The 14350-nt window shown below is 36.5% G+C and carries 14 protein-coding genes; 3 read left to right on the top strand and 11 right to left on the bottom strand.

The genetic code is table 11. The features are described from left to right. Window positions 1-23: 23 nt before the first annotated feature. The 8 genes from MKX72_RS11065 to MKX72_RS11030 form a co-directional block, all read right to left on the bottom strand. The gene (locus MKX72_RS11065) at window positions 24-2435 is read right to left on the bottom strand and encodes a S8 family serine peptidase (protein ID WP_098627176.1); all 2412 of its coding nucleotides are present in this window, start codon (window positions 2433-2435) and stop codon (window positions 24-26) included. A gap of 740 nt (window positions 2436-3175) precedes the next feature. After that, window positions 3176-3613, bottom strand: coding sequence for a S1 domain-containing RNA-binding protein (locus tag MKX72_RS11060; RefSeq protein WP_013056909.1), 438 nt, complete (start codon window positions 3611-3613; stop codon window positions 3176-3178). Window positions 3614-3794: 181 nt separating this feature from the next. Further along, complete coding sequence (gene nadE / locus MKX72_RS11055; RefSeq protein WP_155008143.1) at window positions 3795-4616, bottom strand: ammonia-dependent NAD(+) synthetase; 822 nt, start codon at window positions 4614-4616, stop codon at window positions 3795-3797. A 34-nt stretch (window positions 4617-4650) separates the two neighbouring features. Beyond that, the gene (gene nadD, locus MKX72_RS11050) at window positions 4651-5331 is read right to left on the bottom strand and encodes a nicotinate (nicotinamide) nucleotide adenylyltransferase (protein ID WP_049164380.1); all 681 of its coding nucleotides are present in this window, start codon (window positions 5329-5331) and stop codon (window positions 4651-4653) included. Window positions 5332-5346: 15 nt separating this feature from the next. Further along, a complete protein-coding gene (locus MKX72_RS11045) occupies window positions 5347-6816 on the bottom strand; it encodes a nicotinate phosphoribosyltransferase (RefSeq protein ID WP_028413473.1) in 1470 nt (489 codons plus the stop codon). A gap of 23 nt (window positions 6817-6839) precedes the next feature. Beyond that, on the bottom strand, window positions 6840-7388 hold the full coding sequence (locus MKX72_RS11040) for a cysteine hydrolase family protein (RefSeq protein WP_034265816.1): 549 nt from the start codon (window positions 7386-7388) through the stop codon (window positions 6840-6842). A 72-nt stretch (window positions 7389-7460) separates the two neighbouring features. Then, complete coding sequence (locus tag MKX72_RS11035) at window positions 7461-8237, bottom strand: NUDIX domain-containing protein (protein ID WP_028413475.1); 777 nt, start codon at window positions 8235-8237, stop codon at window positions 7461-7463. A gap of 222 nt (window positions 8238-8459) precedes the next feature. Next, on the bottom strand, window positions 8460-8855 hold the full coding sequence (locus MKX72_RS11030; protein WP_014460246.1) for a CDI toxin immunity protein: 396 nt from the start codon (window positions 8853-8855) through the stop codon (window positions 8460-8462). A gap of 331 nt (window positions 8856-9186) precedes the next feature. On the opposite strand from MKX72_RS11030, the gene MKX72_RS11025 reads away from it, so the two are divergent. Continuing rightward, window positions 9187-10275, top strand: coding sequence for an FAD-dependent monooxygenase (locus MKX72_RS11025; protein ID WP_028413476.1), 1089 nt, complete (start codon window positions 9187-9189; stop codon window positions 10273-10275). Between the two features lie 105 nt (window positions 10276-10380). Here MKX72_RS11025 and MKX72_RS11020 read toward each other — a convergent pair whose 3' ends face one another. Both MKX72_RS11020 and MKX72_RS11015 read right to left on the bottom strand, forming a co-directional pair. Beyond that, window positions 10381-10716 carry a helix-turn-helix domain-containing protein gene (locus MKX72_RS11020; RefSeq protein ID WP_033578883.1) on the bottom strand — a complete coding sequence of 112 codons (336 nt, stop codon included), beginning with the start codon at window positions 10714-10716 and terminating at the stop codon, window positions 10381-10383. 182 nt (window positions 10717-10898) lie between these two features. Next, complete coding sequence (locus tag MKX72_RS11015; protein ID WP_154991390.1) at window positions 10899-11024, bottom strand: anti-repressor SinI family protein; 126 nt, start codon at window positions 11022-11024, stop codon at window positions 10899-10901. 232 nt (window positions 11025-11256) lie between these two features. Between MKX72_RS11015 and MKX72_RS11010 the strand changes: the two genes are divergently transcribed. Both MKX72_RS11010 and MKX72_RS11005 read left to right on the top strand, forming a co-directional pair. Next, entirely contained in the window at window positions 11257-12810 is a 1554-nt protein-coding gene (locus MKX72_RS11010) for an alpha/beta hydrolase (protein ID WP_155008144.1), read from the top strand. A 247-nt stretch (window positions 12811-13057) separates the two neighbouring features. Beyond that, the gene (locus MKX72_RS11005) at window positions 13058-13843 is read left to right on the top strand and encodes a nucleotidyltransferase domain-containing protein (protein ID WP_028413480.1); all 786 of its coding nucleotides are present in this window, start codon (window positions 13058-13060) and stop codon (window positions 13841-13843) included. 67 nt (window positions 13844-13910) lie between these two features. On the opposite strand, the gene MKX72_RS11000 is transcribed toward MKX72_RS11005, so the two are convergent. Further along, entirely contained in the window at window positions 13911-14108 is a 198-nt protein-coding gene (locus MKX72_RS11000) for a hypothetical protein (RefSeq protein WP_080754417.1), read from the bottom strand. Window positions 14109-14350: the final 242 nt, after the last annotated feature.

The raw sequence follows: 14350 nt of genomic DNA, 5'->3' as shown, positions 1-14350 counted from the left end.
GTGTAACTGACACTCTTTTTTATTTATTGAATTTCAAATTCTCCTAAAGAACCGGTCGTCTGACCTGCTTTTACTGCTTCTGCGTATAAATAATACGTTCCCGCTGGAAGAGCTTCACCATTAATTTTTCCGTCCCACGTTGCGCTAGAGAATCCTTTTCCTACATTCGTATACGAACTTAACAATTCCCCTTTTTCTAGCGTTGCATCGTAAATGTAATAGCTAAGCTTCTCTGCTCCTCCTGGTAAATAACTGCCGTATTCAAACGAGCCATTTCCTAGTACATCTACATACGCAGAAGTAACGCGAGGATAATCCGGCTCTTTTACAAATAAGATCGTTGGAACATCGTACGTTTCTTTATTGTTACTTACCGTAATTGTGCCTTCGTAATAGCCAGGAGATAATTTCCCTGCATCTACTTTTACATTGAGATTTACTTTTTGCGTTTTTCCTGCATTAACAACTAAATCGTTTGTTGATTTAACGTCAATTGCTTGATGGCTTTTCTTAAATTTCACTTTGACCGAGTATTTTTGACTGTGATTTGATAGATTTTTAATCTTAAAGCTTTGTTTTTCTACTTGTTTCCCTTTATCTTTATAAAAGACGCCGTACGAGTGACTTCCTGGGGTAATAAGCGTTTTTGCTTTAATTGCATCTACTACGCGCATGCTTCCTGCACCCTGCGTATTATGAGGGTAAATGAGCCCGTTGCGGTCACGAAGCAGTTCCGTTGTGTTCATTAAAGATGCTTTTACGTCTTCTACTTTATAATTGGGATGCGCCTGTAAAATTAACGCTGCTGCTCCTGCTACGTGCGGTGCGGCCATGCTTGTTCCTTGTTTTGATCCATATCCATGAGGATTGCTTGGATCATTGGTTGGCACTGTACTGATAATATCGACTCCCGGTGCCGAAATGTCCGGCTTAATCATCCACGTATCCACAACCGGTCCGCGAGATGAAAAGTCAGCCATTGTTTCATCGACTGTCTGATTAAAGGTTGCAGTAAAAGAGCCTGTGACGGATCCTTTTGCTAAAGAAGATATCAAAGCTTGTCCATCGGCTTTCGATAGGCGAATACTCGGCAGAGATGTACCTGGAATATCAGGAATTGTTCCTTCTACGTTATTGTAAATGACTGTTGCAACAGCGCCAGCTTTTTTCGCATTGTCAACTTTATCTACAAATGCAATGTCACCGCGGGAAATAACCGCTACTTTTCCTTTTACATCCTTTCCTTCAAAATCTTCTGGTTTTCCAAGTCCGACAGGTACAAATTCATAATTTTTACCGCTTGCATCCAGTAACGCCTTGTCGTTTGGAAAGCCCATTACTTCAGCTGAAGCATAGCTTGCGTTATCTACGGTTAATGTCGTTTTATACAAATTATAAGGAAGCTGAGTCGCACCAACTGAAATAGCTTCACGAGACGTTCCCGGAGAGCCTACTGTCCAGTTAGCTGGTCCACTGTTTCCATTTGATGTAACGGCTACTACTCCTTCTTCCATTGCCCAATCTAATGCAATACTCGTTGCCAAGTCCGGATTATTAATCGTATCTCCAAGCGACAGGTTCATTACATCCGCCCCGTCTTCTACCGCACGTTCAATACCGGCAATCACGTCTTCGGTTGAACCCGTTCCTCCTGGGCCTAGTACACGATACGCAAGTAAATGAGCATCAGGAGCTATCCCTTTAATTTTTCCGTCCGCTGCAATTGTTCCCGCTACGTGCGTACCGTGCGTTGTGGCTTCGCCTTTTGGATCTCCAGCCGGCGTTTCTTGAGGGTCTTTGTCATCATCAACAAAATCCCATCCTTTATATTTCTCAAACGCGGACTTTAAATCCGGGTGGTCGTAATCAACGCCTGTATCGATAACGGCTACGGTCATATTTTTACCTGTATATCCTGATTTCCACGCTTGATCTGCTCCCACGTAGTAAATGCTTTTATCCATTTCAGAACCGTATTCTTCGGCGCTCACTTCTTTCGATTTTACTTCTGTTGTATGATATTCAACGCTTGGATAAATAGCTTTTACTCCGGGTAAACTTGCTACTTTTTCAAGGTCATTAGCTGGAAGTTCCGCTGAAAACCCGGAAAACACTTGGTCGTATTCTCGCTTTACTTTTGAAGTTTTAGAAGCTTTTGAAAGCTCTTTTTTCACTTCGTCACGCGCTTTTTTAATCTTTCCTTTACTTTGCGCTACTCCTTTTTTCTTTGCTTCCGCTACAGACTCTTCATTTAACTCCACAATAACTTTTACTTTTTTAGCCGACTTTAAGTTATAGTCTCCTTGAATTTTAACTAGTGACGGTTCCAGCGCCGGCTTTGAATTCCCGTTAGCCGATGCTCCCATTGCAAAAGAAGATAAAGCAACCGAAAATGCTACTGTACTCAATACAGCCCGAATTGATACTTTTTTCATCGTTTTTCCCTCTCCATTTCTCTCTATAATTCGTACGACTATGTATGTCTTCATCCCCAAAACATACGCATCTTTTACTTAGCTAATGAGCTAAAAACTAGAATAGTATGGAAGTTCTATATATTACTATAAAATCCTTGAGTCTATGGAATCATTTTATATATTTCTCCAAACTGAGCACTACTGCTCAAAAAAGGAAGAATTTTGTCTGTTCTTTGCTTTTTCAGCACTTTTTTATTCCTGAAATTATGAAGGAATTAGATGAATATACAAGAATACTGGCGATTTTCTGTTAATTTAGCTATTTCGATGAGGGACTCATTCCTACTTTCTCTTCGTTTACTTATAAGGTTTTTTTATTATTTTAAGAAAATTGTTCTTATAAGCGTTTTTTATTTTATAAGTTATTATTTAGAACATAGTTTAATTTAATATAAAATATTGCACTTAATTAAATGAAATTTTTAAAAATTACGAATAATAAAAGTAGTTCGTGCAGATACTAACGTCAACGCTCGCAAAAAGGGAGGTATGATTATGATAGATTTAAATTTCATCCTACTCATCCTTGATCTTCTTTCATCGCTTGTTACGATTGGCATCTACTTTACAACTAAGTAAATGCTTAACCTTCTCTTTACTCTTCTAGCGTATGTACTTAAGCTATCACAAAAAAGAAGCAAGCCAATTTTTACTGGCTTGCTTCGACTATATAATAAAGTAGTTAGAGTGAAAGGGATTTATCCGCGTCTTCCGCCTCTGCCACCTCGTTTTGATTCAGTGCTGCGTTTTAGTGTAGATAAATTATCTTCACTATCTTTTAAGAAACGCGCCATTTTTTGTTCGAAGTTTTCCTTTGGTTGGAAGTTGCTTTTAGAACGATTATCATTATTTCTTGCCTGACGTGGCGGGCGTTGTGAATAAGAAGATGAGGGTCTTTCCGGTTTATCTATCGCTTTTTTAATCGATAATCCAATTTTTCCGTCTTTCTCATTAACGACTTTCACTTCAATTTCTTGACCAACTTTAAGATGGTCATTAATGTCTTTTACATAGCTGTCAGCTACCTCACTAATATGTACAAGCCCAGTTTGACCTCCAGGTAATTCTACAAATGCTCCAAAATTAGTAATACCTGTTACTTTCCCTTGTACCTTGCTACCTACTTCAACTGCCATAAAAAATGTTCCTCCTCAATAATATTAAAAGCACTTCATTATACCAAAGTGCGTAAGAATAACAAAGTGTGTATGAGAAAACAATTTGTTAAATTACACTTTTTCCGCCTCTTTTTTGTTTTATGAAAGAAATCAGTCAAAATAATGCCCATATTAGATATACCTAATATGGGCATTTCTCTCATTTCCACCATTCATCAAACATGCTAGCCGGTAACTGACGCTTATGTTCAGTAATACGATAGCGCTGTTCAATTTTTTCAGCGGCTTCTTGTGATACTTCTTTTCCTTCCAAATAATCGTCTAGTTCATCATAAGAAATTCCTAGTTCCGTTTCATCAGATTGACCAGGACTATTATCTAATAAGTCAGCTGTTGGTACTTTTTCGTACAATCGTTTATCTGCACCTAAGTCTTTTAGCAATGCTTTCCCTTGACGTTTTGTTAATCCCGTTAGAGGCAGCACGTCTGCTCCGCCATCTCCGTATTTTGTAAAAAAGCCTGTTACTGCTTCTGCTGCATGATCGGTTCCGATAACTAAAAGGCCGTTTTCTCCTCCGATTGCATACTGTACAATCATACGCGTACGTGCTTTGACATTTCCTTTATGAAAATCAGACAGTGCTATATCTGTAGAACCTGTAAACGAACTTTCAAATGCTTCCACCGTGTTTTTAATATTAAATGTATATGTTTCATTAGGTTTAATAAATTCTAGTGACGCCTTCGCATCCGCTTCATCATGCTGCGTGCCATGAGGCAAGCGAACGGCTACAAATTTTGCTTCATATTCTTCTTTGCGCAATTCGTCTACAGCAATCTGCGCTAATCGTCCAGCTAAACTAGAGTCCTGCCCTCCGCTTATACCTAATACAAAGCCTTTTGCATTTGCTGACTTTAGGTAGTTTTTCAAAAAATCAACGCGGGCACGAATTTCTTGTGCTGGATCAATTTCAGATTTCACATGTAGCTCTTTTCTTATTTTTTCTTGCATGTCTGACATGATACATGCTCTCCTTCCATTATATGTAGATTTCTTACTGATACAATCCATGTTTTTTACTATAAAAATAACAGAGATCAGGCATTAAATATCGTGGTTCTCCGCCCCTGGCAAATTCTTGACGAATATAAGTAGAGCTGATTTCCATTGCTAGCCCCTTATCAAGAAGCTGAAACCGGCCGTCGTCATAATTTCGAAGCAAAGGAGAATGACTAATAGCTTTCAACATGTCTATTCCCTCTCTTGCCATGATGATAAACTGGTTTTGACTAATAAGTTCATCTGCTTTCTTCCACTTGCCCTCACCAATATCTTGCAGTAAGTCGGCTCCCATAATAAAAAATAAGTCAGCGTGTGGGAGCAATTTTTTAAAGTGCTCCATAGTGTAGTATGTGTAATGATAGCCGGGCAATACGTCTAGCTCATACGTATCGAGCAAAAATTTCGGGTTGTCTTTAATCGCTAAGCTAACCATATTTACACGGTGTTCATCGGACGTTTGAAGCTTTTTATCTGTCCGTTTGTGCGATGAAGGCAAGAAGATAATAGCATCTAACTTCTTTCGATGCGCAACCGTTGATGCCGTCCAAAGATGAACGTTGGTAACCGGATCAAAAGATGAACCATAAATCCCAATTTTCGCTCCTTTTTCTAAAAGCGTATCTATTTTCTTATCAGGGTTTAGCTGTTGAAAATAAGCAAGCGTATCTGACATGTCTCCAGCTCCCTACTATTTTTTATTTAGGGCTTCCGCTACTTTTTGTTTTACGTACGCAATTTGACGCGTTTTATTTTCCCAACACTTTTCGCTTAAATCTACTGGATATTCTTCTGGATTGCGCGTGCGCTTATATTCATCCCAAAGCAGCTCTAAATTATCTTTTACGTACTGCTGAATTTCTTGAAGTTCTTCTGTTTCATACACAAGCTTGCCGTTTACAAAGATATCATGATGAAGTTCTTTTGCCTCAAAATTTGTGACGAATTTACTGATAAACGTATGAACAGGGTGGAACATTTTTAAACGCTCTTCGCTTTGAGGGTCTTCGTCTTCCATCGTAATATAATCCCCTTCAGATTTCCCATTCAAATTATTAATAATACGATATACCCGCTTTAACCCTGGTGTACTGACTTTTTCAGGATTCGCACTAATTTTAATCGTATCCATCATCTCGCCATTTTCTCCTTCAATAGAGACGAGTTTATACACTGCTCCAAGCGCTGGCTGATCATATGCAGTAATGAGCTTCGTACCAATTCCCCACATATCTATCTGTGCACCTTGCGACTTTAAATGCATAATCGTATCTTCATCTAAATCGTTGGAAGCAACAATTTTTGTCTCTGTAAACCCTGCTTCATCCAACATTTGACGAGCTTTTTTAGACAAATAAGTTAAATCGCCGCTGTCTAAACGAATCGCCGTAAAATTAATTTTGTCTCCTAATTCTTTTGCTACTTTAATCGCATTGGGAACTCCTGATTTTAAGGTGTCGTACGTATCAACTAGAAACACACAGTTTTTATGGCGACGAGCGTATTTATGAAATGCAATATATTCATCTTTATAAGCTTGCACCATTGCATGGGCATGCGTTCCTGCAACTGGAATTCCAAATTTCTTTCCTGCACGCACGTTAGAAGTAGCACCAAATCCGCCAATATAGGCTGCTCTTGTTCCCCAAATAGCAGCATCCATTTCTTGAGCGCGTCGCGTTCCAAACTCCATTGCCACTTGATCTCCTACTACATGTTTGATTCGGGCTGCTTTTGTTGCAATCAGCGTTTGGTAATTCACAATATTTAATATCGCTGTTTCTACAAGCTGAGCTTCAATTAACGGTGCCTCTACACGTAAAATTGGTTCATTATGAAACACAAGCTCACCTTCACGCATACATCGAATTGTCCCAGTGAATGTAAGGTCTTTTAAGTAAGCTAAATAATCTTCTTTAAAACCTAATTCTTCGTGCAAGTACGTTAAATCAGATTCGCTAAATTTAAATGCTTTAATATATTCAATAATTCTTTCTAATCCAGCAAAAACAGCATACCCATTTCCAAAAGGAAGTTTGCGGAAAAAAACTTCAAAAACAGCCTTCTTTTGATGAATGTTATCTTCCCAATACGTTTCTCCCATATTAATTTGATATAGATCGGTGTGTAGCATTACGCTGTCATCTGTAAACATATTCATTGATTTCCTCCACTTTTATGTCCTTAAATAATTTCTGCTCCGAGGCAAGATTTAAAGTGTTCGAGCGCCCACTCATGGCCTTTTTGATTAAAGCTCGCTACGGCTTTTTCATAAATATAAATAGTAAATCCTTTATTATAGGCATCTACTGCTGTATGAAGTACACAGATATCCGTACATACACCTGCTAAGTAGACATCGTTAATCTGTCTTTCTCGCAGTTTAATCTCCAGATCTGTTCCAGCAAATGCGCTGTATCTCGTTTTATTTATCCATTCTACATTTGCCTTTGATTGATACACATTATATAAATCATTTAACTTTCCGTATAGCTTCCTTCCTGCAGAACCTTCAATATTATGAGGCGGAAACAGCGCTGATTCTGGATGCAAGGAATCATTTTCTTTATGAAAATCAATGGCAAACACGACATACTCGTCTTGCTCAATAAATTGACGCGTGATATCGCTTATAGATGTTTCAATGTGTCGCCCTGGTTCTCCGCATGTCAAAGCTCCGTTTTCAGCTACAAAATCATTGGTATAATCAATGTTAATCAGTGCTTTTTTCATTATGTTTCCCCCTCATAAATAAAAATTAACAGTTAACATATTGTTAATTATTTGAATTGAAAGTTTTTTCTTTTAATATCGTGCTGTATAGATTGGCTTCATCACATTCATCTCAACAAACCGGTAGAGCTTGGTTGGCTTTTTAGACGTTCTCGTCGTTGTTTTTCCGTCTACTTCTTCAATGAATGGCAGCATTCTTATTTTTCGTGCAAACGCCTGATCACTTTTAATTGCCGCATCATCCGTTACGGTAAGCAGCACAGCCTGCAGTTCAGAGTATGTAAACTGAGAAGGCAGAAACTTCTGAGCAATAGTCGTTTGCAATAAATCTTTCTTAATTTCCTTGATTGCATCTCGAATGATGATTTCATGATCAAAAGCTAAAGGCAATGAAAAGATTTCATCTATTTTAAATAATTCAACTCGAGCAGCATCATCATTCGCTTTTCGTTTTATTAGACTATCTTCTGGGACAATTGCATAATGTGCGTTTGTGATGACCCATCCCCTATCGTCTCTTCCGGGCTCATCATAGACACCATAGTGTTTTAAATGGATATCGTTCACGCCCGTTTCTTCTTCGAGCTCTCTTTTAGCCGCTTCAAAAGCTGATTCATCAGGATGGACAAATCCGCCGGGAAGCGCCCACTTTCCTGCTTCGCTGTTCTTTTCTCCCTCCGCGTTTAGCATTGCTCGCTGGATAAGCATTAATTTTAAATTCATTTTAGGTGGTTTGTATGGTTCTTTTTCTTCCGTCACAATCGTAAATACAGCAATATCTGACGTATAGCCATAGGGTTTAGGGTATTCTTTTTTCATTTGATTCGTCATTGCTTTTTTGTTCGACATTCAGCATTTCTCCTGATCACTCTTTTTACAATTAACAATATGATTAATGTTAATTATATTTGTTTTATGGAAAATGTCAATACTTTTCCCACTAATTATAAAGAGAAGGTAATTTATGTTGTAAATAACGTTATGTTTCGTATTTTTTAGAGTTTATATGCATAAAAAGCCGAGTGAAGAAGTTCTCATTCCCCCTCTTCCCTCAGCTTTTTTCCCTTTTAATTAACGTGCTGCTAAACCAATCATCATTTTACCGTCTTTAAAATATTCAATGACATAGTCAACAGACGGACAGTAAATAAACGCTTCTTCTGTAAGATCAGCTGTTTGTTGGAAAAACGTTAGAGCCTGAGCTAAATCGACGCTTACGGCTTTAGTTGCTCGTTTCCAAAATAAAACAACCTGATGTTCTTTTATATTCATCTCTTGAAGCCATTTTTTGATTTCTTCAATATGCCGGGCGGACTTTTTAATTAATACTTTTCTCCAATTAATTTGCATGATTGTTAAAAAAGGAAAGGTGTTTGAAAGTTTTTCGAAGTAAATGCTTGTCTGCTTTTTCGTTAGCAAATCTGCACTGTTACCCAATGTTTGAATATAATGTTCTACTTTTGTCATAATCATCCTCCAGTCGAAATTGGAGTTTGCTAGAATTTTCAGAGACGTTCTCTACTCTTCTTGCTAAAAATCCTGCAGCTTTCCAACCGTGCTTTTTCTCAACAATGTTTAAATTTCACCTTTTTATACAAATTATTCAAAATAATTTGTGTATTTTAGTTTACCATAAAACTTAATCTTTGACTTTGTTTATGTAAAACCTTATTTGTGTTTCGACCAAAGAACGAATTCCATAGAAGAAAAGCTATAAAAAAGTTGACATTAACATTTATAAAAGTTAATATACTTACTAAAAGTAACTTAATTGCATATAACAAACAAGGTGAAGAAAATGAACTATCAAACAGATGTGTGTATAATAGGAGCCGGACCAGGCGGTGCTCTACTAGCCTATCTACTGGCTAAACAAAATATATCAACTATACTGATAGAGAGATCTGATAAGCTTGGAAAAGAATTTCGAGGCGAACATTTAAATGAAGATGGAGAAATGATTCTTAAAAAACATCATATATTTGAAGAAATTGAAAGCTTAGGCCTCCTTCGAATGTCTAGGGTCGAATACTGGAAAGATGGACATGTATTCAAAACGATAGAATCTGAACTTGGACATGCAGGAATTCATGTTCCACAGCAGCATCTTCTTCAGTCTATAGATAGCCGAGCAAGCAGCCATCCCTCCTACAAACTTATGCTGGGCACAAAAGTAACGGAGCTAACGCAAAATGAAAAAGGACAATATACTGGAATAAAAGCTCAGCAAAAAGGCCGGGGTGAAATAATAGTTGAAAGTAAAATCATTATTGGAGCAGATGGTCGATATTCAACTGTTCGCAAACTTGCGCACATAAAAAACAATATTCATAATCATGGATACGATTTGCTTTGGGCGAAAATTCCTGCACCTGCCAACTGGGAGCCTTCTATTAAATTTGCGCTTGTGAAGCAGCAGCAGGTAGCGCTTTTTTCTCAAGCAAAAGGCTTTGTTCAAATCGGATGGAATATTGAAAAAGACAGCTATCCTGCTCTTCGAAAACAATCGTTTAAACCGTTTATTCAGCGTTTAATAGAGGCTTTCCCTAGCTTAAACCTTTCAATTGAAAGGTTTATTAAGTCGTGGTCAGACTTTACGCTTCTTTCTGTGCAAAGCAGCATAAGCGAAGTGTGGTCAAAACATCACCTGCTCTTGTTAGGTGATGCTGCTCATACGATGACTCCTACTGGCGCTTTTGGATTAAACGAGTCATTAAAAGATGCTGACTTACTGTCTGACTTACTGCATCAAGTTTTTTATCAAAACAAAGAGATTTCAGAAACATTGAGACAGTTTGAACAGAAAAGAAAGCCAAGATTAATAACTCTTGAACGTATTCAGTTTCAGCGAGAAAAAGAATTCCCGTCTCATTTTATTTCTTCTTAAGTCAACAAAAAAGAGATTCCATAGATAAACGGAATCTCTTTTTTGCAATCATGATTTTTTAGCAGTTGTGCTATGTAAGTTATCTTTTATGTATATTCCGCGAAGTTAATCTTGCTTTGCCCGCTGCCATTTTTGAAATTCAAGAAATTGTTTAAACTGCTCTTTGCTTATTCCTGACTCCGCTGCTTCTTTTGCTAACTCAAGCCACTCATTATCAATATCCAACGATTCAGATTTATCCATAGGCTCATGAATCAATCTATCAATACTCACGTTCAATGAGGTAGAAATTTTGTTTAGAAATTGAATAGATGGGTTGAGCTGAATTCCTCTTTCTACTGAAGATATGTACGATTTAGCAACACCCGCTCGGTTTGCAAGTTCTGTTAGCGATATTCCCTGTTTCATTCTAAGATCTCGAATACGTTGACCAATTGTCATTATAATCACCCTTACTAATGCTTACTTATCGATAATAATACCATAATTTCACTTTATCGTGCATTATAAATAAACGTTCTTACTGTAAAGGGATAATTATACATCTAGTGGACATAGCTTGAGACCCGCTATAAAGGTTAGCTATGCGTAACGAATTCTTTATTTCCTTACTGATGTATCGGCTAAGAACTTGAACTAATACTTTGTAAAAATTGTCTAATTTCCTCAATGCTTATACCTGTTTCTTTTGCTTCCATTATGAGCATAACCCATTCTAAGTCTAACGCATTTTCGTCTTTAAAATTCATAATTCGCTTCCTTTCTTCTTTTTCGGGAATTGAGAACGTTTTCTTTTTTCTGTTTTTGGGCATTCTCCCTTATTTTTCACTATGGTTTTACAGTATAATGGATATTACTAGAACATTAGACATTTTATATTTGCTAAAAAGCACCAATTTTTTTGAAATTTTTGTCTATTCCTATCATAATGATTTTACCGTTACACAAACGCTACAGTTAGACACTAGGAGGATTGCTTTTATGCCTTTTCTGCATACGGCGACAGAAAAAATTTACTATGAAATTCATTCGCCCGTGTTCACTGACAAGACAGAAACCGTTGTTATGGTTCATTCTTGTGTCACTGATCATACGCTTTTTGATTCTATTACTGCGGAATTAACCCAACATTACCGTATTATTCATTACGATTTGAGAGAGACAGGAAAGAGCGCCTCTGCTACAGGAGAATTATCGTTTGAGGCTCATATTGAAGATCTTTTTCTCTTATTACATACGTTACATATAAAGAAGTGTTACTTAGTTGGAGTGGGATTTGGAGGACAAATCGCTGTTAAATTTACCGCCCGCTATGAATTTCTTATTGAAGGACTGATACTACTGTCTCTTCCTTTTTATTCAGATAGCACCATTCAAAAGATTAAGAGATGTTACAACGAAGAAAGCAAAAATCAAATACCGGTAAATAAAATCCTTGAATTAGGCAAACTGGAAAGTCTGGAATATACAAACATACAAGAGGTAATTGAAAGACTTAAACAAATGGATCCCAATGTATATTTCCGCTTCGTTAAACTTTCTATTACAGCCAGTCTATTTCAAGAGCTAAGCAGCATTTCACTTCCTGTACTCACTTTATCTGGCCAACATGATTTGCTGTTTTCATCTCAGTATCTGATTTCAAAAACGATGTTTTTAAAAAACTACAGTCATATGACTATACCTAACGCACACTCTTTATTTCTAATAAAAGAAAAAACAGCTTTATTCAGAGAAATTGTCATAGATTTTATTAAAAGTAATACATCTCAGCTGCCTTCTTTAAAGAATGATCCTATGAAAATACTTAAGAACTGGGAAAGTGATACGGCTATAGACATACAAAAAGAATTCCATGCCCACACACCCTCTCTTAAAGTAGATTTCTTATACTCTTTTTCCGTCTATGTAAATGGTCAGCTTATTACAGAAGGCTGGAATAAGCGCTTTGCTCAAGAAATTTTACTATATCTTATTTTTCATCATTCTATCAGCAGGGAACAGCTATGCGAAGCACTGTGGCCTGACATACCTTTAAGCAATGCTAAAAAGAATTTACGCGTCTACTTGTCTCATTTAAAAAAGTTATTGAACGCAGAAAATTCAGAGCCGGTTTTACTTGTTAACAGGCAGCTCATTTCTTTAAATGCCGATGTGTCAAGCGATGGATTAGATTTACTAACTGACCTTCAGTGGATAACCGAACAGTCTGACCCGTCTCTGAAATTCAAGGAGGCTGAACAGCGCCTGCATCAATTAGTTCCTCATTATTTAACAACGATTTATGACGACTGGTTCCTTGATATCCGAGTGAAAATAGAGATTATTCTTCTTGATCTATTAATCTGGATGAAAGAATGGCTTTGTGAGAATGGAAAAGTTTCGAAAGCCGTATTTTTACTCGTTAAATTTATTGATTTAGTAGAAGAAAAAGAATTCATTTATGATGAAATTATCGATTGCTATATCAAGCTCGATAACAATGAAAAATCAGAGTACTGGCTGAATCAAAAAATGCAGTATTTAGTTGAATAAATCAGTCTCATTTATACCATCACCGTGCAGAACTGTATACGCTTCTAACCTGTTACCGCAGAAAGAGATTGGATATAGTGCTTTTTGAGTGATATAGTTTTCACTCTCTATATTTTCGTAGATTTTTAGAGGCTTAAAGGAAACTTTTTTTATTTATTTACCATTTTCCATACATTATGAAATATAATAGGAGAAATAGTAATAGCTTTTGTATATAGAAAGCATTAAAAGAAAATGAGGTTGGGTTATGAGAGAAACAATTGTTGCAGCTTTAAAGAAAATTGAAGAAGATTACGACGTAAAGGTATTATACGCTTGTGAATCTGGAAGTAGAGCATGGGACTTTCCATCTAAAGATAGCGATTATGATGTTAGATTTATTTATATTCATAAGAAAAATAAATATTTAAGCATTGACCCAATCGGTGTAGGTAAAAAGCGAGATGTAATAGAGCTACCTATTAATGACCTATTAGATGTTAGCGGCTGGGACTTAACCAAGACATTAAAACTTTTTAGAAAATCAAACCCACCTTTACTAGAATGGATGCAATCAAACATTGTATATTACAAGGCGTATTCAACATTTGATAAAATGAAAAAACTACATTCTAACATCTTTACTCCTACTTCTTGTATATACCACTATTTAAATATGGCTAGAAATAACTTTAGAGAGTATTTACAAGGTGACGAAGTAAAAATCAAAAAATATTTTTACGTTTTAAGACCCGTGTTAGCTGCTAAGTGGGTTGAACAATATAATGAATTTCCTCCACTAGAATTCCCTATTCTCTTAGAGAAACTGTTACCAGAAGGAGAATTAAAAGAAGAGGTTAGTAAGCTGTTAAAGCGTAAAATTAGTGGTGATGAGCTAGATTTAGAACCACGCATCAATGTTATTAATGAATTTTTAAACATAGAAATTGACCGTTTAGACAAATACGTCAGAACTTTATCTGTAGAATTAGATGACCCTACATATGAATTAGATCAATTATTTAGAGATACTTTAGACGAAGTTTGGAACTAAGTATAAAACAAAAAGGCTTATCCCTAATGCAAGTAGCAGCGGATAAACCTTTTATTTATAATTTCTATTAAAGCGGTATATTATTATTCGTATTTTTTGTTTCATTCAAATAGCTCTCCACATATATTTGTTCTGCATCTGTAGCATTTTTAATTCCATCCTCCGGACTAAATTCAATGTTTCTCCTTATTGCTACACGATCTGCAATGTAACCCATTGCTAACAAAAACACTATACATCCGCCTGCCCATAGCAACATTGTCATTTTAATATCCCCTCTTTCTTCTTTAGTTCACCTAGCGTCGCGTAATACAGCATATATCCTCCGCAGGATAAAAGCCCTCCAACAAGTAAAATGGCAAGTTTTTTAATAACTATCCCCTCCACATTCTTTTAAACAAAACAGAACTAACAGATGATTCGACTTTATGTTAAACGTTTTTCCGCAAAAAGGAATTTAAATTAACATTCCCTATACTTACTATACGTTATAACACTAATAAAAGT

It is taken from the genome of Priestia sp. FSL R5-0597 (assembly GCF_038006305.1).
GTDB classification, from domain to species: Bacteria; Bacillota; Bacilli; order Bacillales; family Bacillaceae_H; genus Priestia; species Priestia zanthoxyli.
This window is presented reverse-complemented; position numbering and strand designations above follow the sequence as displayed.